This window comes from Candidatus Marimicrobium litorale (assembly GCF_026262645.1).
GTDB lineage: Bacteria > Pseudomonadota > Gammaproteobacteria > Pseudomonadales > Halieaceae > Marimicrobium > Marimicrobium litorale.
Window position 1 is genome coordinate 475,446 of the sequence record NZ_SHNO01000001.1, and the last position, 25,478, is coordinate 500,923.

At 54.6% G+C, this 25,478-nt stretch carries 27 protein-coding genes; 19 read left to right on the forward strand and 8 right to left on the reverse strand.

Translation table 11 applies throughout. From position 1 onward, the window contains the following. Window positions 1-33: 33 nt before the first annotated feature. The 4 genes from EYC82_RS02175 (at window position 34) to EYC82_RS02190 (ending at window position 2,218) form a co-directional block, all read left to right on the forward strand. Window positions 34-528 carry a gamma-glutamylcyclotransferase family protein gene (locus EYC82_RS02175; RefSeq protein WP_279247915.1) on the forward strand — a complete coding sequence of 165 codons (495 nt, stop codon included), beginning with the start codon at window positions 34-36 and terminating at the stop codon, window positions 526-528. Window positions 529-626: 98 nt separating this feature from the next. Continuing rightward, a complete protein-coding gene (locus tag EYC82_RS02180; RefSeq protein ID WP_279247916.1) occupies window positions 627-848 on the forward strand; it encodes a DUF1653 domain-containing protein in 222 nt (73 codons plus the stop codon). A 366-nt stretch (window positions 849-1,214) separates the two neighbouring features. Beyond that, window positions 1,215-1,706 carry a carboxymuconolactone decarboxylase family protein gene (locus EYC82_RS02185; RefSeq protein WP_279247917.1) on the forward strand — a complete coding sequence of 164 codons (492 nt, stop codon included), beginning with the start codon at window positions 1,215-1,217 and terminating at the stop codon, window positions 1,704-1,706. Then, entirely contained in the window at window positions 1,703-2,218 is a 516-nt protein-coding gene (locus tag EYC82_RS02190; RefSeq protein ID WP_279247918.1) for a carboxymuconolactone decarboxylase family protein, read from the forward strand. The genes EYC82_RS02185 and EYC82_RS02190 overlap by 4 nt, the downstream gene beginning before the upstream one ends. 443 nt (window positions 2,219-2,661) lie before the next feature. On the opposite strand, the gene EYC82_RS02195 is transcribed toward EYC82_RS02190, so the two are convergent. Then, window positions 2,662-2,916, reverse strand: coding sequence for a DUF3144 domain-containing protein (locus EYC82_RS02195; RefSeq protein WP_279247919.1), 255 nt, complete (start codon window positions 2,914-2,916; stop codon window positions 2,662-2,664). A 519-nt stretch (window positions 2,917-3,435) separates the two neighbouring features. On the opposite strand from EYC82_RS02195, the gene EYC82_RS02200 reads away from it, so the two are divergent. After that, window positions 3,436-5,055, forward strand: a complete 1,620-nt coding sequence (locus EYC82_RS02200) for a carotenoid oxygenase family protein (protein ID WP_279247920.1) — start codon at window positions 3,436-3,438, stop codon at window positions 5,053-5,055. A gap of 220 nt (window positions 5,056-5,275) precedes the next feature. Then, window positions 5,276-5,806: a fasciclin domain-containing protein gene (locus EYC82_RS02205; protein ID WP_279247921.1), complete on the forward strand. Its 531-nt coding sequence runs from the start codon at window positions 5,276-5,278 to the stop codon at window positions 5,804-5,806. Window positions 5,807-5,914: 108 nt separating this feature from the next. Here the strand turns inward: EYC82_RS02205 and EYC82_RS02210 are convergent, their stop codons facing one another. Together EYC82_RS02210 and EYC82_RS02215 are read right to left on the reverse strand one after the other, a co-directional pair. Continuing rightward, window positions 5,915-6,436, reverse strand: a complete 522-nt coding sequence (locus EYC82_RS02210; RefSeq protein ID WP_279247922.1) for a hypothetical protein — start codon at window positions 6,434-6,436, stop codon at window positions 5,915-5,917. Window positions 6,437-6,501: 65 nt separating this feature from the next. After that, window positions 6,502-8,550 (reverse strand): M13 family metallopeptidase, encoded by a 2,049-nt coding sequence (locus tag EYC82_RS02215; protein WP_279247923.1) that lies wholly within the window; start codon window positions 8,548-8,550, stop codon window positions 6,502-6,504. 120 nt (window positions 8,551-8,670) lie between these two features. Between EYC82_RS02215 and EYC82_RS02220 the strand changes: the two genes are divergently transcribed. Both EYC82_RS02220 and EYC82_RS02225 read left to right on the forward strand, forming a co-directional pair. Next, window positions 8,671-8,826, forward strand: coding sequence for a hypothetical protein (locus EYC82_RS02220; RefSeq protein WP_279247924.1), 156 nt, complete (start codon window positions 8,671-8,673; stop codon window positions 8,824-8,826). Between the two features lie 221 nt (window positions 8,827-9,047). Further along, window positions 9,048-9,917 carry an SMP-30/gluconolactonase/LRE family protein gene (locus tag EYC82_RS02225; protein WP_279247925.1) on the forward strand — a complete coding sequence of 290 codons (870 nt, stop codon included), beginning with the start codon at window positions 9,048-9,050 and terminating at the stop codon, window positions 9,915-9,917. A 792-nt stretch (window positions 9,918-10,709) separates the two neighbouring features. Here the strand turns inward: EYC82_RS02225 and EYC82_RS02230 are convergent. Further along, window positions 10,710-11,222 carry a hypothetical protein gene (locus EYC82_RS02230; RefSeq protein ID WP_279247926.1) on the reverse strand — a complete coding sequence of 171 codons (513 nt, stop codon included), beginning with the start codon at window positions 11,220-11,222 and terminating at the stop codon, window positions 10,710-10,712. 70 nt (window positions 11,223-11,292) lie between these two features. Beyond that, a complete protein-coding gene (gene bamE, locus EYC82_RS02235) occupies window positions 11,293-11,655 on the reverse strand; it encodes an outer membrane protein assembly factor BamE domain-containing protein (RefSeq protein ID WP_279247927.1) in 363 nt (120 codons plus the stop codon). 164 nt (window positions 11,656-11,819) lie between these two features. Here bamE and lipA point away from each other — a divergent pair, with 164 nt between their 5' ends. Together lipA and EYC82_RS02245 are read left to right on the forward strand one after the other, a co-directional pair. Further along, a complete protein-coding gene (gene lipA / locus EYC82_RS02240) occupies window positions 11,820-12,809 on the forward strand; it encodes a lipoyl synthase (protein WP_279247928.1) in 990 nt (329 codons plus the stop codon). A 29-nt stretch (window positions 12,810-12,838) separates the two neighbouring features. Next, on the forward strand, window positions 12,839-13,726 hold the full coding sequence (locus EYC82_RS02245) for a 1-aminocyclopropane-1-carboxylate deaminase/D-cysteine desulfhydrase (protein ID WP_279247929.1): 888 nt from the start codon (window positions 12,839-12,841) through the stop codon (window positions 13,724-13,726). A 25-nt stretch (window positions 13,727-13,751) separates the two neighbouring features. Here the strand turns inward: EYC82_RS02245 and EYC82_RS02250 are convergent, their stop codons facing one another. After that, complete coding sequence (locus EYC82_RS02250; protein ID WP_279247930.1) at window positions 13,752-15,830, reverse strand: TonB-dependent receptor; 2,079 nt, start codon at window positions 15,828-15,830, stop codon at window positions 13,752-13,754. A gap of 179 nt (window positions 15,831-16,009) precedes the next feature. On the opposite strand from EYC82_RS02250, the gene EYC82_RS02255 reads away from it, so the two are divergent. Next, window positions 16,010-16,702 (forward strand): DUF3313 family protein, encoded by a 693-nt coding sequence (locus EYC82_RS02255; RefSeq protein ID WP_279247931.1) that lies wholly within the window; start codon window positions 16,010-16,012, stop codon window positions 16,700-16,702. Between the two features lie 30 nt (window positions 16,703-16,732). Here the strand turns inward: EYC82_RS02255 and EYC82_RS02260 are convergent, their stop codons facing one another. Beyond that, window positions 16,733-17,161 carry a group II truncated hemoglobin gene (locus EYC82_RS02260; RefSeq protein WP_279247932.1) on the reverse strand — a complete coding sequence of 143 codons (429 nt, stop codon included), beginning with the start codon at window positions 17,159-17,161 and terminating at the stop codon, window positions 16,733-16,735. Window positions 17,162-17,476: 315 nt separating this feature from the next. On the opposite strand from EYC82_RS02260, the gene EYC82_RS02265 reads away from it, so the two are divergent. The 7 genes from EYC82_RS02265 to EYC82_RS02295 all read left to right on the forward strand — a co-directional run bounded on the left by EYC82_RS02265 (window position 17,477) and on the right by EYC82_RS02295 (window position 22,674). Then, window positions 17,477-18,580, forward strand: coding sequence for a phosphoribosylaminoimidazolesuccinocarboxamide synthase (locus tag EYC82_RS02265; RefSeq protein WP_279247933.1), 1,104 nt, complete (start codon window positions 17,477-17,479; stop codon window positions 18,578-18,580). Window positions 18,581-18,588: 8 nt separating this feature from the next. Next, entirely contained in the window at window positions 18,589-19,347 is a 759-nt protein-coding gene (locus tag EYC82_RS02270) for a sulfite exporter TauE/SafE family protein (protein ID WP_279247934.1), read from the forward strand. Window positions 19,348-19,497: 150 nt separating this feature from the next. Beyond that, window positions 19,498-20,304 carry an enoyl-CoA hydratase-related protein gene (locus EYC82_RS02275; protein ID WP_279247935.1) on the forward strand — a complete coding sequence of 269 codons (807 nt, stop codon included), beginning with the start codon at window positions 19,498-19,500 and terminating at the stop codon, window positions 20,302-20,304. A gap of 56 nt (window positions 20,305-20,360) precedes the next feature. Then, window positions 20,361-20,786 (forward strand): protein tyrosine phosphatase family protein, encoded by a 426-nt coding sequence (locus EYC82_RS02280; RefSeq protein WP_279247936.1) that lies wholly within the window; start codon window positions 20,361-20,363, stop codon window positions 20,784-20,786. Window positions 20,787-20,817: 31 nt separating this feature from the next. Beyond that, entirely contained in the window at window positions 20,818-21,528 is a 711-nt protein-coding gene (locus EYC82_RS02285) for an NUDIX hydrolase (RefSeq protein ID WP_279247937.1), read from the forward strand. Continuing rightward, window positions 21,525-22,205, forward strand: a complete 681-nt coding sequence (locus EYC82_RS02290; RefSeq protein WP_279247938.1) for a cytochrome b/b6 domain-containing protein — start codon at window positions 21,525-21,527, stop codon at window positions 22,203-22,205. Before EYC82_RS02285 ends, EYC82_RS02290 begins: the two co-directional genes overlap by 4 nt. Before the next feature lie 70 nt (window positions 22,206-22,275). Further along, window positions 22,276-22,674: a GFA family protein gene (locus EYC82_RS02295; RefSeq protein ID WP_279247939.1), complete on the forward strand. Its 399-nt coding sequence runs from the start codon at window positions 22,276-22,278 to the stop codon at window positions 22,672-22,674. A 31-nt stretch (window positions 22,675-22,705) separates the two neighbouring features. Here the strand turns inward: EYC82_RS02295 and EYC82_RS02300 are convergent, their stop codons facing one another. After that, the gene (locus tag EYC82_RS02300; protein ID WP_279247940.1) at window positions 22,706-23,380 is read right to left on the reverse strand and encodes a c-type cytochrome; all 675 of its coding nucleotides are present in this window, start codon (window positions 23,378-23,380) and stop codon (window positions 22,706-22,708) included. 23 nt (window positions 23,381-23,403) lie between these two features. Here EYC82_RS02300 and EYC82_RS02305 point away from each other — a divergent pair, with 23 nt between their 5' ends. Then, window positions 23,404-25,116 carry an FAD-dependent oxidoreductase gene (locus tag EYC82_RS02305; protein WP_279247941.1) on the forward strand — a complete coding sequence of 571 codons (1,713 nt, stop codon included), beginning with the start codon at window positions 23,404-23,406 and terminating at the stop codon, window positions 25,114-25,116. Window positions 25,117-25,478 lie beyond the last annotated feature (362 nt).

The following is a 25,478-nucleotide window of genomic DNA, read 5'->3' on the forward strand; positions in this document are numbered from 1 at the left end:
TTTGCCAGCGAATACTGGATCAAAGTAAAAAGAATGAACGCAATATTTTTCTATGGCACCCTCCTGGACACGGGCATTCGTCGTTGTGTTTTTGCTGAATCAACCGGCGATGACCAGATTATCCATGCCCGAGCGCAGGGATATGACACGATGTGCTATCCCGGTGAAACATACCCGGTTCTTGTGCCTGCCGCTGGCGCTGTTACGAGAGGACACGTGTTGCTTGACCCATCGGACGAGGCACTGGAGCGCATGGTCTTCTTTGAGGGAGGTGAGTACGAGTTGGCTGATTTACCTGTTATCAGTGCCGATGGGGAAACGATACAGGCCCGCTACAACCGGGCCAGCGATTCTGGACTGGATTTCAGCAAGCCGTGGGAGTATGAAGAGTGGCGGTTAGCAGAAAGAGATAACTTTTTTGAGGCAACCCGGCTCTACATGGAGCGCTGCTGGGGGAAGATGACGCTTGCCGAGGCCGGGGCAGTTTGGCAGGAGTTGCAGTTGCTTCGTCACGGCGTCAACGGTTAGGCGTTGAAAGCCTAGGCGAAGCCATTAAGCGGTATCGGTCGCCTGATTTTTCGCTGGCGAGAGAGCTCATCAATATTCACTGAAGCGAGCCTTACCACATGAATGACGTGAAACAGGGTGTGTACAAGCACTATAAAGGCAAGCGCTATAAGGTTTTATTTGAGGCAACGCACTCGGAGACAGGTGAGCGCGTGGTTGTTTATCAGTGTCTCTACGGAGACTATAGCCATTGGGTGAGGCCGACAGCAATGTTCATGGAGTCCGTGGATGTCGGAGGTAAATCGGTCGCTCGCTTCGAGCTTATACACCAGGAAGATTAGTGCGGGCGGTCGCAATCAGACTCGCAGTCTGCCTGCCCATTCGCTAAACGCCCTCGACCGTGGGTGAACATGCCGTAACAAAACGAAGCACCGGATTATGCACTCCTATTGTACCGCATGCCTTGTGGTTAGATCCCACGTGCAAGTAATTCGTTTCTTTCGGAATGTCAGTAATACTCAGGCTGCAGAGGCCGGCGGAGCTATCTATTAGCGACAACGTGGTTATGGGGTTACAGCAGCGCCTGAGCAACATAGGCTAAAACGTTAGGCGCGAAAACGCATGTGTAAAGTCAATAAGCCCAACAGGGTATACTGTCAAAATGCAGTGGATTGATGAGTCAGAAATAAACGGGGAGTTGGTAGAGTATGAGTTGGTTAGCCGGCGGCGACCGCCAGAGTATCATTGGACAGTTGCCGGCGCTTGCAGCGCCCGTTGGCAATCTTTATCAGGCCCTATGGTCCCAGCCTCATCTACCACCAGCAGTCCTGGAGCTATGCCGGCTTCGCTTGGCGCAATTGCACGGCAGTGAGGTCGAGTGGCGGCGTCGGGAAGTGACTCTGGCTTTCGGTGAGGCGCAGGCACTTGATCAGTGGGAAAGCAGCGAGCTGTTTGGTGGCAATTTGCGTGCGTGTCTGGCCTTCACGGAGGTGTACGCCATGGACGCTCAGGCACTGACTGATGCTCATGCAGATCTCGTCAAATCGTATTATGGAGAGGCGGGTCTGGTATTGCTCGTGGAGGCGCTGGGTATTCTGGACGGAATGACTCGGCTTTCGTTGCTATGGCAATTGCCGGTGCAGGAAAAGGAAAAGGAAAAGGAGAAGGAGAAGGAGAAGGAGAAGGAGAAGGGTTTATGAGTGGTTCCCCAAGGGCGGTTAACAGTGCAAAACGTACCGGAGATATGATGAGGGATTCTGCTCTGGGTCTGGTGCCTGAAACTTTGGACGCCTACATGGATTTAAACCGATGCATATGGGAAGCGGGCCCCCTGCGTCCTGCGGAGCTAGAAATTGCTCGTCTGCGCAACGCGCGCACCGTCAATTGCGTATTTTGTAAAAGCGTACGCTATGATCTCGCCCGCTTAGACGGACTCGATGAATCGCGGGTAGACATGATTGACGATGACTATGCGGGCAGTGATCTTAGCGAGCGCGAAAAACTTATCCTTGCGTACACGGACCAGTATCTATTCAACCCTGCCGCTATCGACGAGGCTTTAAAATCCTCACTGCTTGAGTTATTTTCGCCCGCTGAGCTTGTTCATTTGTCTTTGGCCGTTGCGCACTTCAATGGGTTTTCCCGCTGCGCGGTAGCGCTCGGCGGCATGCCTGATAAATTGCCGATTATGGAAATATCTCTACCTGACTAGGGCGACTGCGCGATGTCTCTGGTAAGGTGTTTGCAACCGCAATAGATAGCTTGGCGTGTGCTGCGCTCCTCTCGCTGAATGAAAGAGATGAAGGCGGTGTGTTGATGAGACTCCCGCATGACGCATGCATCAGCGTACTGTTATGTCGCCATCACGTCGCACATCTAGCGGTGCAGATGCCGGGCTTACGGCGCCAAATCGAACTTTCAGCGATACGCGAGGCTAGCACGCGCGTCTTTATCGAGGCACTGCGACCGCCAGCCTGTGCCGACAGTGGCACCCGGCTTAGCCTGGCGACGTTGCCTAAGGTGATTATTCTCAAGTTGGTTTAAACCCCTGCATTGCTGGGTCGATCGATATCGATGAAAACCACAGCAGCGGCCTGGATCACAGGCGCAATAAAGTGCCTCTTGTATCGAAGCAGGGGTTCATGGCGTTAAGCGTTAGGCCTGATTACGTTTCTTTATGGCTTGTATTTGCTGCAGTTCCTTTTTGTAAACGTCCACGACCCTATCCTGGTCCGCATCGGCAAGATAGCCGTCGTTGCCGGCAAGGGCGTAGGTGATGTAGACAGTAGAGGCGCACATCATGGCATGTGAGACGAGCTTTGGTTTGATGCCATCGTCTTTCAGGGTGTTGGCACATTCAATGAACTTATCAAGACATTCCTGTATCACTTCATTTTCGGTTTTGGTCATCGCGGGTATCTATCTCATCATCAGTAGGATCAGGGACAAATGCTAACACTGTTACTGGCGTGAATTCGAGTCTTTGCTGGCTAAAAACCGCTCTTCGCGGTTGTAAAGATTGGGCCTCGCATGAAGCTTATTTTCTGCCGTTCTGCCGTTCTGCCGTTCTGCCGTTCTGCCGTTCTGCCGTTCTGCCGTTCTGCCGTTCTGCCGTTCTGCCGTTCTGCCGTTCTGCGGAATCGTTCGGAGTTGAAATCCGCTGGCACTATGAGCGTAGGTCAAATGCGGCTAATCGGTAGAGCAGACTAATGCGGTCGGGCGGATTTAATGCGATAAAAACACGACGTTTCAACATGCGGCATTGACAGTGCTGTCGTCTCTGCGGCTGAAAAGCCGCTGGATCGATGCCATTGCCATTGCATTGGACCGTGGTGCTGCGGCGACATAATCGGGCGGTTAGCGTTGCACGCCTGCTCAGAGTGCGTACCATAGCGGCTCCGCTGAGAGTGGGCTGTTGGAGGCCGCATCATGTCAAATTTCCTGTTATTCATCGGCATACTTTTTTTGGGGATGCCTTTGGCACTGTTTTTGGCTGTGCGGTTGATGCCGCGGACCACTTTGGGTCTTGCGGACAGGCTGGCCTATAAATCTCTGAATGTTGAACAGTACAATCGGTCCAGTGCCTATAACAAACCAGGATTCAAGCCCGTGCACACCCAGTGCACCGATGTAGAGCTCGTGCCAACGTCGACTATTCCTGAGGACATTGACGGTGTTTTTCTGCGTAATGGCACGAATTTGCAGTTCCCGGAAACCCGTGGGCGATACCATATGTTTAACGGGGCGGGTATGTTGCACCAGGTTCAGGTGCGCAACGGCAAGGCCAGCTATACCAATGTTTATGTCAAAACCCCGCGTTACTGTGTGGAAGAATCCGCTGGGGAGGATGTTTACCTTCACTTCGGCGATATAGCGGGCGGAGGAAAGGCCGGTTTCCTGCGAATGATGATCGCGGCATTAAAGCAGCGTTTCGGTGTTATTCCAAAGCTGGACGTATTGGAAAGCGGAAACAACACGACAGCGATACAATTCCACCACAACAAGCTCTACTGTCTCCAGGAAACGGGTTATCCCTTTGCTTTGGAGGCTGAGGTAGAGCAGGGCCGCCTGCGCCTCACCGGTGCTGGAGATTTCGATACGTTCAATAGCAAGCTGGATGCGCCGTTTACGGCCCACCCAAAAATCGATCCGATGACAGGTGACTGGTTTGCTTTCAGTACAGAGTTTCGCAGCGGGAATATTTACCATTCAGTTTTGCAAAAAGGCAAGCTGGCACACCATAGTATTATTGACGTGCAAAAACCGGCGCCTGCCTTCGTTCACGATTATTTTCTCACTGAGAATTATCTGGTATTCCCCGACTTGTCGCTTCGCTTTAATCCTAAAGAGATGTTCGGACCGCAGCAGAGCCCGATGGTATTTGATCCTGCCTACAAGATGCGCTGGGGCGTGATTCGCCGTGATCACGCAGCGGGTGATCCCGTGCGATGGTTTACCACGCAACAAGCGGGACACCTTTGGCATGTAGTAAATGGATGGGAGGAGAGCCGCGACGATGGTGGTACCGATATCGTGCTGTTCGCGCCTGTTTTCAGGGCCTATCCCTCTAACATTCCCATCCACAATCCGGAGGAACCGCATGCCACGTTCAACAAGTGGCGTTTGAACCTGGAATCAGGAGAAGTCACCGAAGACAGAGAGCTGCTGCATCATTTCTACGAGCGCCCTAGTTTTAATACCGCCTACCTTGGGCGTCCGGCACGCTATGCTTACCTGCTCGATGAGGAAAAGGAGGGGATGATGGCGAAAGGAGTGCTTAAATACGATGTGATAGCGGAGGCTGAGGTCGCATACTTTGATTACGGCGAGTATTACGGCGGCGAAGCGTTGTTTGTGCCTCGAAAAAATAGCTCGTCGGAGGATGATGGCTATCTGTTGGAGCTCATTATGGCAGACGACAAGGCTGCACTTCTGATTCTGGATGCTGCGACTATGACGGAGGTGACCCGGCTGCCGCTTCCGCAGCGCGTGCCCTTCGGCGTACATTCGTGCTGGCTTAACGCGGAGCAGATCGCCACTCTGGCTTAGCGTCTTGCCATATTCTTCTCATCATGAAAAGCCGCCTGCAAAGTCTCTTTTTTGTGTATCAGCGCCGGTGCGTCGACGAGACACGGCGTATTATTTTAAAAAAAGTTGATCCAAAGCCAACCTGCTTCGTAAATGTTACTAATGCTGTGCAATCAACTGGCAGCTGGGTGCGTTCATCCCGTTATGAGACGCCAACATTTTTATTCGTGAGGAGGTTGTGATGAAGGTAGGTAGCTTAATAGTAGCAGTGTCAGCGGTTGTGTTTTCAGCGTCTCTGAGCGCGCAGGTAGCTCCCAAGACGATGGCAAGTTGCCTGTCCACTGAGATCGTAGAGTTCGACGGTAACATCGTCGAAGCGGCCGTGGCGACCCCATCATTGTCGACACTGGTGACAGCAGTCGAAGTAGCGGGACTTGTGGACACGCTTGCGACAGCGGAAGGGATAACAGTCTATGCGCCCACCAACGCCGCCTTTGACGCCCTGCCCGGTGATCTGGTTGATACCTTGCTCGGCAACACTGATCTTCTCTCCGCCGTACTGACATTTCATGTCTCGCCAATGATGGTAGACGCACGGCGTTTCGTCGACGGTTATCGCCGCTCAACATTGTTGGACGGTCAGTTCGTGTTTATCGACCGGACACAGGGGTATTCACGCGTCAACAATGCACGCGTGTCCTGCCAAGGCGTTCAGGCAAGTAATGGCTTGGTATGGATTATAGACAGTGTACTGATTCCTGCTGTGCAGTAACGCATTCCATTCCGCAATGGTCTGGGTTGGAATTGTTGATTGATAGGAAAGAAAAAGGGCGCCTTAGGGCGTCCTTTTTTTGGTAAAACCGCGCGCCTCCTAGAGGGGTCACCGGTGCGGCAATGTGAGGGCGCGAAATACAGTCGGCGCGAGTGTTCGGGCGGTTTGCTCAAATGCGAGGCGATTGGGATGGCCATCCCCGATAACTTGCAAGGTACGTCTGTCGCTGCCGGTTATCCGGGGAAGCATGTCGACGTAGGTAACCTTTTTTTGCGTAGCCCACCTCGCAACCTCCTCGTGCGCAGGGGTGTAAGGATAGCGGGAGTCCAGATGTTGTGCATAAGCAGGGTGTATGACTAGTATCAGAGGGACGTTCTCCTTACGGCAGAGAGCGGCGATTCTGGAAAATGCCAGGCGTGTTTCCATCCAACTGCGGCTCCCGAAGTCCATAGTGAGCTTGGCTTTTGGATCAACAATGCCCGAGTTGTAAATCGGTTCTCCATCGAAAAGATAGCGATTAAGTAGCGCCAGAGTTTCAGCCAGTAGCCACGACGCGGCGATATCCTCCGGTTCTTCCGGTGGAGGGCTGTTTGATACTTCCGCTAACCTGGTGGGTATTACCACTTTCAAGGTGTCTTCGGGTGAGAGCCTGAATTTCGCAATCGCAACCGATGAATTCGGTCGATGACCCAGTGTTACCAAATACGGACACGGTCTTCCGGGGGCAGGTACAGTGCGTTTCCCTCGTTCACGTCAAAGGCGTCATACCAGGCATCAATATTGCGCAGTGGAGCTTCACCTCGAACGCTTTCCGGAGAATGGGGGTCAGTTAAAAGCATATTGAGCAGGGCATCATCCCTGGTCTTGCCGCGCCAAACCTGTGCCCATGACATGAAGAATCGCTGGTCACCGGTGAACCCATCTATCACTGGCGCCTCCTCGCCGTTCAGTGACATGCGATAGGCAGTGTAGGCCATCTCAAGTCCACCCAGGTCGCCGATATTTTCTCCCATGGTGAGCTGGCCGTTCACGCAAACGGTTTCGTTGTCCGGAATGGGGCAGTAAGCCGAGTACAGTGCCCCCAGTTCGGCGGTGATGTCCTCGAAGTTTTCCGCGGTTTCATCGGTCCACCAGTTTCTAATCCTGCCCTGCTCGTCAAACTCGCGCCCCATGTCATCGAAACCGTGACCGATCTCGTGTCCGATCACCGCGCCAATGCCTCCGTAATTGACCGCTGCATCAGCGTTCACGTCGAAAAAAGGCGGTTGCAGAATGGCGGCGGGAAATGTGATCTGGTTTTTCAACGGATCGTAGTAGGCATTGACGGTCGGCGGGCTCATAAACCATTCTTCCCGGTCGACCGGTTGATCCAGTCTCTGAATCCGACGGTTCCATTCAAAGCGGTAGGCATTTTGCACGCTTTCAAACAGTTTTCCCGGCTCTATTTGTAGCGCAGTATAGTCGCGCCAGCGAGAGGGGTAGCCAATACGGGGTTCAAAAGTGGAAAGCTTCTTCAATGCCTCAGCACGGGTTGACTCGTCCATCCACTCGAGCTCTGATAACCGGCGTTCCATGGCGGCGAGCAGGTTGCTGACCAGCGCATCCATTTTGGCCTTGTGCTCAGGCGGAAAGTGCTTGGCGACGTAAGCCTGCCCCAGGCCTTCCCCAAGGTGATGGTCTACCAGCGAGACGCCCCGCTTCCAGCGCTCCTGTTGTTCCTCCACGCCACGCAGGGTGCGACTGTAGAAGTCAAAGCGTGCATTGTCGAAATCCTGAGGTAGCAGGTGCGCAGTCTCACTGGCGCGATGATAGGCCATGTAGCTCTTCCAGGTTGACAGGGGCTCGGAGGCGAGTAGAGCGGTGCCTCCGCTAATGGCGGTGGTTTCCCCGACTACGAAATGGTCTGCCTCGCCGAGGCCTGAGCCCGCAAGTATTGTGTTCCAGTCTACGTCCGGTGCCAGTGTTTTTAGATCTTCACGGTTCATCGGGTTGTAGGTGGCCTGAACGTTGCGGCGTTCCGCGGGTGTCCAGTGCAGCTGGGCGAGAGCCGTCTCAAGTGCAAATACTTTTTCCGCGTTAATGGCGGGTTCCGGGTTGTCCAGTAATGACAAGATCGTCGCTATATACTGCAGATAAGCATTGCGATAGTTATCGTACTCGGGGCCCTCGTTAATATAGTAGTCACGGCCCATGCCCAGCCCCGCCTGGCTGATAAATACAATGTAGCGGCTGGTATCTGCGGGGTCGGGTCGGATGCCAAAGCCAATAGGACTCGCCATGCTGATGTCGCCAACCAGGACCATGAGGTCGTCAAAGTCCTGCGCTGCCGCAATACGTTCGAGGTCCGGTTGCAATGGGCTGAGCCCTCTGTTTTCTATTGTCGATACAGCCATCCATGTGGCGAATAGTTCGGCCACCTTTCGCTGTGTTGGGTCGTCGGCCCCAGTGTTTGCCAGTTCATTCAATAGAGCGTGAACGTCTCGTTCAGATTGGTCTCGCAACAGGTAAAACGAGCCATAGCGGGATTTGTCTTCGGGTATCTCGGTGTTGTTCAGCCATGTGCCGTTAACATAGCGGTAGAACGCATCTCCAGGGCTTTCCCGTGTATCCATCTGCGCCATGTCTATACCGAAGTCGCCTAAAACTGGACTAATAGGCGATTTTTCCGACGTTTGGGAGCAGGCGGACAGAGCCACCGCTAACAGAAGGGTAATGGATGCAACGCGTGAGCTGGGATGGGGCACTTTTGTGGTCTCCGTGGCCTCATGGGCGATGGCTGTGTCATGTCGTGCGCAGAGTATAGCCGCTCGTGCACCGCAGACGAAGTGGCTGTGAGCCGACTGCCGAGGCGCTGAGAATACGCGATGCAGCGCTCTAGCGGCGAGGAAATAGAAACCAATGCCGTGTGGCAGCGCTGCGCGACCAAGTCGCTGGTAGCCAGTGGGTTAAACACGTACAACGGTATCTTACAGACCTTTGACCCGGCCGGTATGATGGCGGTCGTTACGATCAGGTTTTAGACTATCGAATTTCTACTGTCGACCCATGCGCGGGCTTGGTAAGAGCGGCCCGAGGCCTCCCAGGGGAACTGCCGCATGTGTCTGTTCGAAAGGAAGCTCATATTGCTCGGTAGTGGTACTCTGACGGTCACTTCCCCGCATATGTGACAACGCGGGCTTCATTCGATATGCGGGTGTGAGGATATACCTGCTGGTCGATTTCACTATGGAGCGAGGTGAGCATGGCCGATACAGATGTACTGACGGATGGACTCTTTTTCGGTGAGGGTCCGCGCTGGCGAGACGGACGGCTTTGGTTCAGTGATTTCTACGACCACGCGGTCAAATCGGTTGATCTGTCCGGGAGCATTCGGACAGAGCTAAAGCTGGAGGATCAGCCCTCTGGCCTCGGTTGGCTGCCCGACGGACGGCTGCTGGTGGTGTCTATGCGCGCCCGTTCAGTGCTTCGCTTGGAGAAAAATGGATTGGCCGTGCACGCAGATATCCGTCATCTGACGGCGCATCTTTGCAATGATATGGTTGTAGATCGAGAGGGTTTTGCCTGGGTCGGTAATTTCGGTTTTGATCTTGATGCAGAGATTGAGGATCGGGGTGGCGAGGTATTCAAAACGCACCCAACCGCCAATCTCGTGCGCGTCGATCCGGATGGAGCCGTGTGCGTTGCCGCTCCCGATCTACATTTCCCGAACGGCACGGTGATTACAGCGGACGGAGCCACATTAATCGTTGCAGAAACTCTGGCGGGTCGGCTGACGGCGTTTACGATTAACGCCGACAAATCTCTGTCGGATCGACGTACATGGGCAGAGATCGAGCGCGCTGCACCGGATGGTATTTGCCTGAACAGCCAGAACGAGATCTGGGTCGCCAATGCGGCGGCTCCCGAAATTCTTCGAGTGGCGCAGGGTGGTGAAATACGGCAACGCGTCACAACGCATCAGCCTTGTTATGCGTGCATGCTCGGCGGTATTGATGGCAAAACTCTCTTCGCGCTTACGGCAGCCTCCTCAGATCACAGGCTGGCATCCGCTGGTCGCACTGGCAGGGTAGAAACGTTAAGGGTAAGTACGCCTGCAGCAGGTTGGCCATGAGGTAAAGAGCATGCCGCTTACGACGCAGACGTCATGGGGGGTGGTCCGCAGAGAGCAGGGGTGACTGCTTTCGAATTTTCCTGACGGTTTTGTGGGCTAGTAGAGGCTGGCTGCAGATATGACAAGCGTCGCTAACGGGAGTGCAGGGATCTTTGTGTGGAGAGCCTGTGTCACGGTGAACCGCGCTGGATCAGTGACAAAAATCCAACTGAAGATCGCTGAAGGTGTGTAAAGAAAACGGTAAACCTTCGACGAATTCCTATTGAATGCAGTTTTTCTTTTGAGCCGGGTGGGAAGTGCCCGGAAGCAGTTAGTGTGACTTAGGCCAGGTTGACGTACGCTGCGGAGGCAACCAACAGGGGTATGAGAAGGCACATAATATAGATAAGTTCATTTTTCGCATTCATTGAGATCTCCGCTTGTGTTGTGCGCGCCTGTGAGGGGCGAGTGCGCTAGAAGCAAAATGCATACCAATTGAGTTACTTCGGGGTTTGCGGGCGCACCTTCCCTCGTTGACATGGACATATGTAAATTTTTCTGACAGCCGGCGGAGGGCGCGTGTGAGGCGGTGGTACTGTTGGTCTCTGAGGCGAGTGGGTTGTTAGAGAGGTTGCATCGACCAGGCTATGAAGTGTACATGGCGTTTATGCGGGCACTGCTAATGGCCGGCTACCCCTGCTGATTGCGCAGCGTTAAGCCTATAGCCCTTGTTGCAGTGAGCGTTAGTGTCTCACGAGCTAGCATGGAGATGAGCAATGCCGGTAATTCGAGGGCGCCACGCTGTTAAAAACGCTAGTGCATCTCGAGGGCGCGCTGTCCCGCAGCACCTGGAGTGCCGCGCTGCTGTAGACCGGCTTGTCCCATATCCGGATTGGAGTTTCGGTTGAGGGCAACCGGAAGTCGTCGTTGCAGCAGGCCCGCTCCCCATTCGTGCTGTGGCATGGGTGCCGTCAGGTCGTCTGCATCAACGACGGAAACAAAACCGAACAGCGGCTGAATGCCCTTGCCGCCGCCGCCGTAGTTGTCCCACTCTGACTGAGCCGCAGCGCTCAGCCGGTGCTGTTCATCGAAAGACAGCAACAAGAAGTTGCCCTTTACCCGCATCTCGCCCCAGTCTGCGGTTAGAAACTCTGCGCCCAGTGCGCCCAGGCTGATACCGACAGAATCTTCGCGAATGTGCCAGTACTCCCACGCCATTAAGTAGCCGTTGTCACTGGAAGACAAGCGCATCGGCGGGCCCAGTTTAAGCAGTACGGCCCCTAATGGGGTGCCTTTTTCCGGAACCTCAGCTTCTGCCAGCGACATCCCCATGTCCCAACGCCACTGGGTACATGCACTAAGGAGGACGCCGGCAATCAGAATGATCGCAGTGAGACTAGCCCTCATCGGCAGGCTGTATATGCGTCGAGTACTCCATCAGTATGTCATCCTCATCGAAGAAAAATACCGCTCTGTCATAGCGAGTATCAATTTTCATACGGTTGTAGAGTATGAGAATCATTCCCTCGCCATCGGAATGTTCGAACAGGTAATACAGAACCGACTCATCGTCCAAAGCGATAACCTGCGATGGTGGGCCCAGTATCGCCAGCACGTCCTGACGCGTGCTCTTACCCCTTTCCAGCGTTTCAGTGGCCGTGTCTTTCCAGCTCACTTCGACGCCGCGTTTGCTTTCAAATTGGACACATCCGCTGAGTAGCGCGATGCTCAAAGCGGTGATCAGACTGAGTGTTTTCATGGCAGTTGCACTTGGTTATTTGGCCTTGGGATGCACAGGATAGGGTATTTGTCGCTTTGTGGCTATTCTGGCTCCGATAACGCTAGGTTCGACAAAGCGTTAGCAAGGGCGCTGCACTTCGCTATAATAGCGGACAAGAGGGCAACCGTTGGTGTATTCAAGAAATGTCTGAGAAAAACCGCATTCCGGCCGTTCAGGTGGGTAGCGGCGAAAAGTTTGTCAGTGAGCGTGGAGTTTCAGCCATCAAGGATGGTATCAAGGCCACCGGTGCTGACGCCGCAAGGCTGGCAAAGCCGGATTGGTTGCGAGTGCGATTGCGCGGTGGCGCAACCTTTGAAAAAGTTCGCGGCATTGTGCACGAGCACAACCTGGCGACCGTTTGTGAGGAGGCCAAGTGCCCTAATATGAGCGAGTGCTGGAGTGCGGGCACCGCCACCATAATGCTAATGGGTGACGTGTGCACCCGCGCGTGTCGATTTTGCGCGGTTAATACGGGTAACCCTGGCGGTTGGCTGGACCCGGAGGAACCCGCGAATGCGGCCCGCTCGGTGAGTTTGATGAAGCTGAACTATGTGGTTCTCACCTCCGTTAATCGCGATGATCTTCCCGACGGGGGAGCGGAACACTACGCCGCCTGTGTGAAGCGGGTGCGCGAAGAAAATCCTGATACAGCGGTAGAAGTTCTCACCCCGGATTTTCTGGGAAACTTCGCCGATGTCGGGACGGTCGTTGATTCAGGCATTGCTGTATTCGCGCAAAATATTGAGACTGTAGAGCGACTCACGCACCCCGTAAGAGATCCGCGGGCAGGGTATCGCCAGACGCTGGACGTGCTGGCCTATGCGAAGCAACATGCTCCAGACGTATTGACCAAGACCAGTCTTATGCTGGGCCTCGGTGAGACCGAGCAAGAGATTCGTGACTGCATGGATGACTTGCGCGCAGCCTCTGTCGATATATTAACGCTCGGTCAGTACCTTCAGCCTACGCGCAACCACTCGCCGATCGACCGCTATGTGACGCCTGAGCAATTTGAAACGTATCGTAGTTGGGGCCTTGGCAAGGGTTTTCTTGAGGTCGTTTCCGGTGTGTTGGTGCGCTCCAGCTATCGTGCAGAACAGGTGCTTGCCAAGAACAACGTGGGCCTGTCGTAGTCCGCTTCGCACAGCCCCCGGTGCAGGGCTTGCGACCGGAGCCTGTATCAGGCGTCTCACTGGAAGGTATTTCGTTGCTGCGACTCGACCAGTCGGCTGATCTGGCGCCGGGCAACAAACGTTACAAACTGGAAGGTTACCTGACGCAAGCGCGTCATCAAGGCGTTAAACGATTACTGAGTTTCGGCGGAGCCTGGTCAAACCACCTGCACGCACTGGCCGCGTTGGGTGCAGACCAGGGGTTTGAAACGGTCGGCCTGGTGCGCGGTGAAGCCCACGAACTGAATTCGCCGACGCTTCGGGATGCTCGCGAATGGGGTATGCGCATCGTGGCGCTTGATCGAACTCAGTTTCGGTTGCGTAACGATCTGCTGTTCCAGCAGCAGCTGGTGACTCAATACTCTCCGTGTCTTTTGATCCCTGAAGGTGGCGCAGGCGCTGCCGGTGTGCGTGGCTGTGTTGCCATCGCCGACACAATCCGTAGGCACGGACGCGGTGCACGACATATCGTGGTGCCCGTGGGCACTGGCACCACTATGGCAGGAGTGGTGGCAGGTCTGGATGATACTTTCGAGGTGCTTGGGATTGCTTGCATGAAGGGCGCGCTTGATCTTGAAGACCGTGTAGCGGCCCTGCTTGATGTGATGGGGGCCCGTGATCATGCTCGCTGGCGAATTGACCACCGGTATCACTGCGGCGGCTTTGCTCGGGTAAACCCGTCGCTCAGGGCATTCATGCTGGATTTTGAGGCTGTGCAGGGTGTGCCTTTAGATCCGGTGTACACGGGCAAAATGATGTTGGCACTGCACGCGGCATGTAAGGATGGTGAGCATCGCGGGAGATTCACTACATTGGCTATTCATACCGGTGGCCTGCAGGGTCGTCGCGGGTATGAGTGGCTGGGCTGTAGAGATTAGGCCTGCACCTCCGGGCATGGTTTTTTCAGATGTCACCGAACTGATAATTCAGTTGTACATAGGCACCTCGAGGTTGACCGACGAAATAGCGGTAGTTACCAAAACCGAAATCTGCCCGTTCTGCGTAGTCTTCGTCCAGCAAGTTAGTGATTCTAAGGCCGGCTGAAAGACGCGTCGTCAAGTCGGCAGTGATGCGCAGGTTGAATAGGGAGTGGCCATTGTAGCGATGCTCGTTTTGGGGTTCCAGATAGTAAGAATCCATATACACCCATTCCAGTTCTGCTTTGGATGGGCGCCCGGCAATCGCAGAAAAATCCCAGCCGAGTCTGGCGCTACCGAAGATATTGGGTGAGGTGTCGATATCGTTGCCCTTGATATCCCTGCTGCCGCCGCCCAGCAGCAGCACGCGGCTGTCGTAGGTGTGGCTGGCTGTATTGGCGTCAACAGCCGCCGACCAGTGTTCACTGATCTGGTAGTCGAGTCCCAGTTCGACGCCATAATGACGTGTTTTGGCACCGCTGACGTTCTGCCGATCTGCATCCTGAAAGATGACGTCGTCCTTGTTCATATAATAAACAGCGAGGTCATAGTGGAAGCGATCCTGCAAGTAACCCCTGAAACCGAGTTCGATGTTATCGAGTTTTTCGGGGTCGAGATCAGCGCTTTGCTGGCCAGATTGCAAGCGATAAAGCTCAGCTGCTTGGGGGGCGCGATAACCCCGCGCGACGCGAAAGTAAGTAACGTGATCTTCATGCAGGTTGTAGCTCACGCCAGCGTTAAGAGACCATTCGGTAAAATTGTCGTCTCGGTCAGCTGGGCGGTAGAACCGGCAGTTATCTGCGTCGGGGCCACAGGCGCTGCCGTCTGTTGCGTGATTATCGTAGTCATACTTCGTGTATTCAACTCGAACGCCGCCATCCAGCTCCCAATTCGAGTCGAACTGTGTGCGCAACTGGGTATAAGCTGCCGCGACAGTCGCGTCTACTGTGTAATCGTAGTGGATGCCTACTGGCATATTAGGGCTGAACGGTTCTTGTTGGGTCTCTCTCAGGGAGGCATCAGTGTATTCCAGATCGACACCGTTGATCCATCGCAGGCTGTCTGCATCGGTATTGATATGAGCCCTCAATCCGATGCTGCTGTGATCGTTCTTTTCGGTGGGTTGCCATGGCAGGAAATGCATCAAAAACTTCATTTCGTTGGCGCGCAAGTAAGGCGTAACAACCAGCGTGTTCCTCTCATCAAGTGATGTGCTGGCCGCAGTGTAAAATCGCAGGGACCAGGGTTTTCGGTATGCCTCGGGGTTCGGGTTTTCTTTCTTGATATCGCCATCTTTGTAGGCGTTGAAACCCTGAATATACCCCGCGGTGTTCTGGTCCAGATTGGCGCCGTCGAGCACCGAACGAATATTCCAGTCATTACCATCATAGTCGTGTCGCAGAGTGACTTTTTGCTGGTCGTAACCTGAGCTCTTTTTGTATCCGCCATCGTGCGTGACGTTGGCATTGAAACTAATGCCGTGGCGTCCGACGGTATCGCTATAGCGGTATTTGCCGCGGATGTACTCGTAGGGGCCGCCCTCTACTGACAGGCGGTTATCCAGTTGTGTGGAGGGCGGTGCGCTGATCACGTTGATCACGCCATGCATGGCGTTAGAACCAAACAGTGCAGTCGAGGGGCCGCGTAACACCTCTATACGTCCTGCTTGTTCGAAATTAGCGTCAAATAATTGGTTGATATTGCAGAAACCCGGCGCTCTTAAACTGATGCCATCGGCCGCGGTGAGAAAAGCACCACAGCCGCCGGCGCCGGTTAATACCGGAGAGCGCAGTGAGATAAGGCTCTCCTGTCCATTGCCCCGACTTATCCAGGCGCCCGGCACGCGCTGCATAATCTCGTTGATGTGGATCGCATCAACCAACGCAAGCGCCTCGCGATCTACGATGGACCAGGCCAGTGGCAGTGCCAGTGCGTTTTCAGTCAACCGGTTGGCGGTGACCAAAACATCTTCCGGCACGGGTGTGTTGCTCAGTGCAGGCCCGTGACAGGCAAGCAGGGGCAGCAAGGTGAACCACAGGGTCAGCCGGGTGCGTGATGTTCGCATGCTACAGTCTCTGTCTATTTTCGAGGCTGGATTGTATCGGATATCACTGTTTATCCCAAAGTCGAGTAGCGGTCGGCGTGACAGCTGCGCTAGCAGAGGCCGGATAATTCGGTATACTCGAAAGATTCACGGGATATTCTCCGAAATTCCGTGCGACTTATCTCAGGAAGGAAGCGTCCATGTTTAGACTGTGTTCATTGCCGGTAATATTTGTCGTGGTTGCACTCGGTGGTTGTGCTCAGGTTGAGCAGCGTAAGGCCACGGCACCGGAGCGTGGCGATGCCGCTTATTTAAAAGGCGTGGATACCCGGTCTGACGAGCTGTATGTAAAAGCTGATACACCGGGGGAGGCCATGCACTATCGCAAGGTGTATATTGCTCAGGCCGATCTTGACGACGTGAACGTTATCCCCGCCGAGGGCAATAATCTTAATGACGATTGGATAATCGAGGATTCAGAAGTGGTGGTCATGCAGGACGCCATTAACAGGGAGTTCACTGCTACTCTGAGCTTCCAGTCCGCCTACACCGTCGTTGACAGCCCTGAGGATGCAGAGATTATTCTGAACACCACGGTGGTTGCTATTCATCCAAATGAAACATTCGAGCAAGTGGCGGCGGGTGCTCGTCCCAGTGGTTCGATCACCGCCAGCGTGGCTCTGGTGGATTCTAGTACAGGGAAAGTGCTGGTTCGTTCCGTAGATACCCGTTCGACCGACAATATATGGGCGTTTAATCAGTTGGATAATCAGGATGCTGCTGTGGACGCAATTTTTCGCGGCTGGGGCAATAGTATTCGCCGTGGGATGCTGGCGATGCAGGGTCGCAGCAGCGATCCTTTGGCGCCTGTGCTGCAGCTCAAGCAGCAGTAGAGCGATACACGCTGCGTCTCTGCCGCGGGGTCAGCTGGCGGCGATGACGTTTGGATCGTTTGCCGCGCTGCTGGGGCCCTCCTTGTTGCGCACCGCATCGGCGATCCTGAAAAGCGGCACTCTCAGCATCTCGATCACATCTTTACTGGCACTGGTTTCCTCGAGGGCCTTGTTCATGCATGCCAGCCACTGATCTCGCTCCTCCGGCCCGATATGATAGGGCTCATGGGGCTCCGTCATACAAACGGTGCCGTGCTTGTCAGCGTAAAGAGGCGGGCCACCCATCCAGCCTATCAGGTACTCGGCGAGCTTATCCTTCATGGGGTCCAGGTCGGGCGCATGCATCGCACGCAGAGCCGCGGCTTCCGGCCAGGAGTCCATGATGTCGTAAAAAACGCTGACGAGGCGCCTGATGCCCTCTTCGCCGAGAATCTGGTATGGGGTCTGGGGTGATGCCATGACGCTACGCTACTCGCAGTGGTGTGCCCGTTTTCGGACGTGTTTGGTCATTATACCGAGGTATGAAAGCACATTACAGGCTTTGCCGCCTGGGCGACATTGTCGCAAAGAGGCGGACCCCGGAAATAGTGTTTGCCGTCGGTAGTTTGTTGGATACAGCGCTACCTTGGCCACGACTCCCGAAAATGGTTGACCACGGGGGCATAGCCCTTCGGGCGTATCCTCTGCTAAAATCCTAGCCGTTTCCGATCCGGTGCTTTGCAGTCTAGGCAAGGTTTGCCGGGCTTCTTATCAGACACCCTACAGGACAACAGCATGAGTCTCGCCGACAAGGTATTGGCGGTCAACAATGACCTGCCCATTCGAACTGACTCCCCGGTACACAGCGGCAAAGTTCGCTCGGTTTACTGGTTGAGCGCCCAGGACAGTGCGCGATTGATCGCCGAGCGTGGCTATGATGTTGCCTCGGATGCGCCCTTGGCAATCATGGTGATCTCCGATCGAATTTCTGCCTTTGAATGCATCTGGCATGGAGAGGGCGGTATGCAGGGAGTCCCTGGCAAGGGAGCAGCCCTGAACGCGATATCCAACCACTGGTTTGACCTTTTCCGAACGCGGGGGCTGGCGGACAGTCATATACTGGAGGTGCCACACCCGTTGGTATGGATCGTGCAAAAAGCGCGGCCGGTAATGATTGAGGCGATTGCGCGACAATACATTACTGGCTCCATGTGGAGAGCCTATGACAAGGGCGAGCGTGATTTCTGCGGGATTATTCTGCCGGATGGCCTGCATCGGGATCAGCGTTTGCCGGAGTTGCTCATTACGCCGTCAAGCAAGGGTATTCTCACAGGTATACCGGGTGTGCCTGAGGTTGATGATGTCAACATCACACGCAGTGATATCGAAAATAATGTTGCGGCTTTCAAATTTCAGGCTGCGGCCGACATAGATCTGTATGAACGTCTGCTGCGTGAAGGTTTTGAGGTCATCGGCGGTGAGTTAGAAAAGCTCGACCAGGTGTTTGTCGATACTAAATTCGAATTCGGCTATGTCACAGATAAAGCCGGCAGCGAAAAGTTGATTTATATGGATGAGGTCGGAACACCGGATTCATCGCGGATCTGGGATGGCCCATCCCTGCGCGACGGAAAAGTGGTAGAAAACTCCAAGGAGGTTTTCCGCCAGTTGCTGCTCAATCATTTCCCGGAGCCCGATATTCTACTCAACAAAGCGCGTATGGAGGAGCGAACAGCGTTGGCGCGCGACAATGCGCTGCCCACTGATATGCTTATAAAAGTATCGGAAACCTACGTGGGGATAGCGCAGAAAATTACTGGCCGCAGCCTACAACAATCCGATAACCCCAAGGCCGAGATTCTCGACATTCTGCGTGATGAGTACGCGCTGGTCGACTGAGGCCGCCTTTGCTTGATGATCCGGCTTTTTACTTTGTCAGTGTGCCAGCGGTACTAATTTTCGGTATCGTAAAGGGTGGATTCGGTGGTGCTATTGCGATCATTGCCGTCCCGCTAATGGCGCTGGTAATGCCGCCCACCCAGGCGGCAGGAATTTTGCTTCCGATTCTTGTTTTGATGGATATGCTGGTGGTCAAAGCCTACTGGGGTGTTTTTGATCGTAGGGCGCTAACGCTGCTCATACCGGGGGCAATCCTTGGCGTAGGACTTGGCTACCTGACCGCCGAGGTGATGAACGAGCACTATATGCGTATTTTGATTGGCGCCTTGTCTGCGGCGTTTGGTTTGCAGAGTTTGCTCGGTCTGGGGTCCTTTTCAGGCAAGCAGCACGGTGTGGCTGCGGGCAGTTTTTATGGTGCGCTCGCGGGGTACACCAGTTTCAGTATTCATGCGGGGGGACCTCCGTTCACGATGTACCTTATGCCAAAGCAACTATCTCCCCTGTTGTTCGCGGGGACGGCGGGTATCTTTTTCGCTGTGGTAAACGTTGTTAAATTGATCCCGTACTACGCCCTTGGTCAGTTCAATGCCGATAATCTGGTCTACTCACTTGTACTTGCACCGCTGGCTCCCGTCGGCGTGACAATTGGACGCTATCTCGTGCGCCGTTCCACCCCTTCTTTTTATTACGCGGTGGTCAGTGCTGCCCTAGTGCTGGTCGGGGTGAAACTGTTATGGGATGGCTTTTTCGGCATGGCACCTGCATGAGGCATGTCGCGAGAAAATGGGATCGCTGCGGGTGCGATCGCGTTGCAGATGGGTCGGGTCTACGCCTTATTTCAGCGAGGGGATAAAGAGCGTCCCAGTGCAAAAATAGGCCAAGACTGCGGTTAACAAAGAGAGGAAGGTAGCGCAAACATGAGTGCCATAGTATTTGACAAGCGCGGCCAGCAGGCCTGGATTACGCTAAACAGGCCGCAGGCGAAAAATATGATTAACGGTGAGATGTTTCTCGATCTTGCAGATGCCTGGCAGGAAGTGAGGGAGGATGACGATATTCGCGTCGCTGTTCTCACTGCGGCGGGTGACGAGGATTTCTGCTGTGGCGGCGATCTCGCCGAGGTGATCCCTCTTTGGACTGGAGCGAAACAGCCGCAAACGCAGGCTGAAGAGCGGCTTCTCGCAGACCCTCTGATTACCGATAAGATCATGCTCAAAGCCCCGCCGTTGTATAAGCCGGTCATCGCGGCGATCAACGGTCGGGCACTTGGCGGTGGCACGGAGTTGTTGCAGGCAACTGATATCCGCATCGCCGCAGAGCACGCACAGTTTTCCCTACCCGAGCCGAAAGTAGGCGTCGTACCCGGAGCGGGTTCGATGGTGCGCTTGGCACGGCAGTTGCCTTGGGCGCACGCTATGAAGATACTGCTGGGAGGCGAATTGGTGGGTGCTTCCGAGGCGTTGATAATGGGCCTGGTGTCGGAGGTTGTTACGCAGGGCGAGTTGCTGGCAAGGGCAGAGCATTACGCGGATAACGTGTGCCGACAGGCGCCACTGGCACTGCAGGCGGTCAAGCGGACAGCGCTGGAGACGCATACGTTGCCGTGGGCCGACGCCTTTCAGTTCGAAATGGAGCAGGCGGCACATGTAATGATGAGCAAGGATGCACGAGAAGGTCCGCGGGCTTTTAAGGAAAAGCGTGAACCGCAGTTCCGGGGAGAGTAGTCCGATAGCGCGTTGTGGTAAACCGGTTGGAAAGTAAAACCTAGTGGAGGGACGTAATGAAGATAGTAAAGTTGACTGGCACACTGGGGGTATCGGCGCAAATAACACCGGAGGATGTCGCTGAAATTGCTGCGCGGGGCTATCGCGTATTGATTAACAATCGGCCCGAGGGTGAGGAAGAGGCTCAGCCAGCCGAATCGTCCATTGCAGCCGCTGCGCGCGATGCGGGTATTGAATATCATTTCATGCCAGTCACACACTCAACATTCCCCGGCTCGCATTTCGATGCTATGAGCGACTTGTTGGATGATCAGGAGCGACCAGTTCTGGCGTTTTGCCGCTCGGGTACACGCTGTGCGAATCTCTGGGTTGCCAGCGTAGATGCTATGGAGCGTGAATCAGCAGTAGACGTTGCCGAACAGCGGGGTTTCGACCTTGGCATGGTTTCACGCTTCCTCGCAGAGGGCGGGACACAGTGCTGATCCATCGTCCGATAAAGAGTGAGTATGCGGTATGACAGCAGAGCCCGAAGTGCGTCCCGCCAGTACGGTTGTCCTGTTGCGCAACTCCACGGGAGGGCTGCAAACATTGATGCTCAGGCGAAATAAGGCGTTGATATTTGCCGGTGGAGCATGGGTATTCCCGGGAGGGTCTCTGGAAGCAGAGGACCTTGCCGCTGCCAACAACAATATCGAAATGGCGTCCCGTTTTGCGGCGGCACGTGAAGCTCAGGAGGAGTCTGGCCTGACAGCAAGGGTAGATGAGATGGTGTTGCTCAGCCATTGGACGACGCCTGTTGGAGAGCCTCGTCGTTTTTCAACCTGGATTTATGCGGCCCCGGTGGCAGACGATGTCGATGTTGTTATTGATGGTAGTGAAATTCATGATTCGAAATGGCTGGACGTTAGCGAAGCAATTGCCGCCCATAAAGAGGGCGATCTCAACATGCTGCCGCCAACTTACTTCACACTGTTGCGACTTGCGGATTATGGAACGGTCGAACACATGACGGCCGTCGAACGGGATTCGCCGGCGCCCGAAGTGTTCCCGGTCTTCAGCGTTGATGGGGATGACCTTATGGTGATGTTCAGGGGTGATGCCGGTTACGACGCCAGGGATGGTTCCATTGCGGGGCCGCGTCATCGAGCGGTGCTTATTGGCGGCTATTGGCGCTATCACTATACTGATGTCGATCCTGCCTATCCGCCGCTGGTGCAGCAGTGAACTCTCTACCGGGCAAGACCGCGCGGCGAAGGCCGCTGTGGGATATCCCGACAAGGGTCTTTCATTGGGCCGTGGTGTGTTTGTTGCCTTTGTCCTGGTGGAGCGCAGAGCAGCAGCGTTTTGAAGTCCATCAGTGGCTCGGCTATACCCTCCTGGTGCTGGTGTTGAGCCGTATCCTGTGGGGTATTGTAGGCAGTCGTCACTCGCGGTTTGCTGATTTTCTTGTGGGTCCGGCCGAGGTCAAGCGGTATCTCCAAGGGGGTGGCGCTCGCAGTCGAGGACATAATCCACTTGGGGGGTGGTCCGTGATGTTGTTGCTGACATTGTTGTTGGCTCAGGCAGTGAGCGGATTATTTAACAGCGATGATATCCTGTTTTCCGGGCCGCTTTACTACTGGGTGAATAGCGACGTTCAGAGCGCCATGGGAGTGATTCATGAGGTTGTTTTTAACATTCTTCTCGCGCTGGTAAGTCTGCATATTTGTGTGGTTTGCTTTTACCAGCTGCATCGACGTGAAAAACTGATTCAAGCCATGATTGCAGGTTCCGCGTCGGGAAAGGAGGGGCTTGCTCCCGTTGTGTCCAAATGGCGGCTAGTGCCGATTGTATTACTTGTTTCTTGTGGCCTTTGGCTTCTCATTGCGCAGGCCCCGGGCCCGGTTTACCTGGGTTTTTAACGACTGTGAGCGCGGCTTTTTTGCGTTTGCGTGCGCGACGGTCTCAACGATGAATAGCGGAGGGAATGCTGTGACAGAAGGTGGGTGTCTGTGTGGCGAGGTTCGGTTCTCGGTGGAGCGTTTCGATTCCTCGGTCTTCAAGTGCCATTGTTCAAAGTGTAGAAAAGCGTTTGGGGGCGCATCGAGCGCGGCGGCCCTCGCCGCCGAGACGTCGTTTCGCTGGCTAAAAGGAAGTGAAGAGGTGCGCGAATACCGTTGTGAGAGCGGATTCCTTCGGCGCTTCTGCCCGCAATGCGGCTCTGTGGTGCCGCAGTTTTTGCCCGACTATCAACTCCAATGGATTCCCATGGGCTTGCTTGATACAAACCCGGGCCTCACCCTTGGGCACCATATTCACGTGGCATCCAAGGCGGCATGGGAAATTCTCGACAATGAAACGCATCCGCATGCTCAAGGGTTTGATTCCTGACGGTGAGTGCTGCGTAGTTGTTACTTTGACGCTAGTAAAGGTAGTTTTTAGACTTGTACTCGTCGTGACAGGCCTTGCAGGCTTTACCCGTCGCAGCGATGTTGCCCGCGATGGCCTTGCGGTTGCCTGAGTTTACCGCTTCTTGCAGGGCTTGGACTGCCATTGCCATGTCATCCATTTTTGCCTTAAAGTCTTCCTTGTTTTCCCAAATGCCAGGCTTGGCCCTAGTTGTACCCTTGTCAGAGCCATCGGCGAAACCGCGCATGCCATCCATTGAGGTCAGTATGACCAGCTCGTCGGCATACACCGCCATCTGGTCATCGTTCCAGGGGATTTCACCCTTGAGCATGGCGACCATGGGGCCGAAATTCAAAGCGATCATAGTGAACCAGGACTGCCGGTAGGATTGCGATACCTCCTGGTCGTTCAGGTGAGAAATAGCAGCAGGTGACAGAGTGATGACGGCTACGGCTGTTACCGCCAGTAGAATCTTTCTCGGGTATTTTCGCATGGTGGCCCCTGTTGGTGTGAGTAGTTTGTCGTCGTAGGCGATGATGTCACAGTGTATTGATCGGGTAACAGCCCTGACAAGCATAAATTGCACAGAGAGCGCGCGCAGCCGGCGTGTCACGACCAATTTTTTAAACCTGTCGCCATTTACATGGGCTAGTGGCAGGTATTCCCTCGGTATTGCGCTACCATGCACGCTGTTTCCTGGGGAATGGCTCAATGAGTAAAGAACAGCAGTGGGATTACAGTTTTGATGTTGTGGTTGTCGGCTCCGGTAACGGCGGCATGACCGCGGCTCTGTGCAGCTATGAGATGGGTGCCAAGGATGTTCTGGTGGTCGAAAAATCGGACCTGTACGGCGGTACCAGTTCCATCTCGGGCGGGGGGGTATGGGTACCCTGCAACCGCTATGCGAAAGCGGCCGGAGCCGATGATTCTCTTGAGAATGCCAAGAAATACTTGCGTCAGTTGATTACCGAGGAAGAGGTTCCCGAGTACCAGCTTGATGCCTATTTGGAAAACGCCCCTAAAATGGTTGACTTCATGCACGAGCGGACCCAAATGCGTTACGTGACGCTGGAGCACTATCCTGACTATTACACTAATCTCGAAGGCTCCATGGCGGGTCATCGTTCTATGGAGCCCGAAACATTTAATGCCGACCGACTCGGCGATGAGTGGCAGCGTTTGCGTCGCACGCATCCGATGATGCACCTGATGGGCTTGATCGGGTTTACTCAGGTCGAGGCGGCGCTGCTTATCGGCCAACAGCCGGGGTGGTGGAAAACAGCACTTAAGCTGGTGGCAGATTACGTTGTTGATATTCCCTGGCGCCTGAAAGATAAATACGCGCGGAGATTGGCAACCGGGTGTGCCGGTGTCGCGCGCTTGCGTGCGTCCATGCAGGACCGGGACATTCCCCTATGGTTGAACACACCGATGACCCGCGTGGTAGATGAGGATGGCAAGGTGCTCGGTATCGAGGTAACGCGAAATGGTAAGCCCTTGCGAATACAGGCGCGCAGGGGTGTCGTACTGGCAGCAGGCGGCTTTGAGCACAACCAGGAAATGCGGGAAAAGTACCTGCCCAAACCCACCGATCATCGCTGGAGCGCGGGCACGCTGGACAACACCGGGGACGCGATCAATGAGGGTTTGCGCATTGGAGCGAAGATGCACCGGCTCGATGAAGCATGGTGGTGTAATACGATCTCCGTTCCTGGTGAAGATATACCTCGGCTGAGTATTATGGAAAAGTCATATCCGGGTTCTATCATGGTCAACCCGGCCGGTGAGCGTTTTAGTAACGAATCGCAAAACTATATGGCTTTTCAACAGGAAACATTTGCCAAGCACAGTGATGAAAACCCCCTCAATCCCACCTGGCAGATTTTCGACGCGACGTTTCGCGCTACCTATTTTGTCGGGCCGCTTTACAACAGTAAATTCATGCCGGACTGGGCGCTACCCAAGCGCTATGAGGAGCAGGGCTTTTTCGCCAAGGCAGACACCATTGAGGAGCTTGCTCGCAAGATCCATGTCGACGCATCAGGGCTGGAGGAGAGTGTCCGCAAGATGAACGAGTTTGCGCGATCAGGCGAGGACACTGACCTGCATCGGGGCGAATCTGCCTATGACCGTTATTACGGTGATCCGCGAGTCACGCCTAACCCTTGCCTGGCATCGATCGATAAGCCTCCGTACTATGCGATCAAGGTTGACCCAGGTGATTTCGGGACTCAGGGGGGTATGGTGGTGAACGCCGATGCGCAGGTACTCCACGAAAACGGGCATGTGATTGAGGGTCTTTATGCGATTGGCAACTGCAGTGCACCGACGCTTCCCTGTTACCCCGGTCCCGGCGCAACCCTTGGGCCGGCCATGACCTTCGGCTACCAAGCGGCCAAGGCTATTACCGGCTACCGCGGTTGATCTGCTCTGACGGATGAACAGCATCGCCGGTGTGCCGTACACGTGGTCTTTGTGGTAAAAAAAACTCTGCAAATTAAACTTTCGTTTATTGTGCTGCATCAGTCGTTCGAGCAGTATTGGGGTTGTGCGGCCAAGGATGGCTGCCGCTAAAAAAGGAGATCCTGGCTCCCGCTTCAGTAAAACCGGACTCACACCCCAAGGAAGGGGAGTGCAACAAGAAAAAGCAACGAAGTCCGTTTATTAGCCCGCCTTGTGCGGGTTTTTTCTTGCCTGCGATTCCTCACCGGTGTGCCCGTTTCGTGCAAACCATGCGTACACGGTGGTCTCGGATTTTGTCGATACCGCGGTCGTCAAATTAGTCG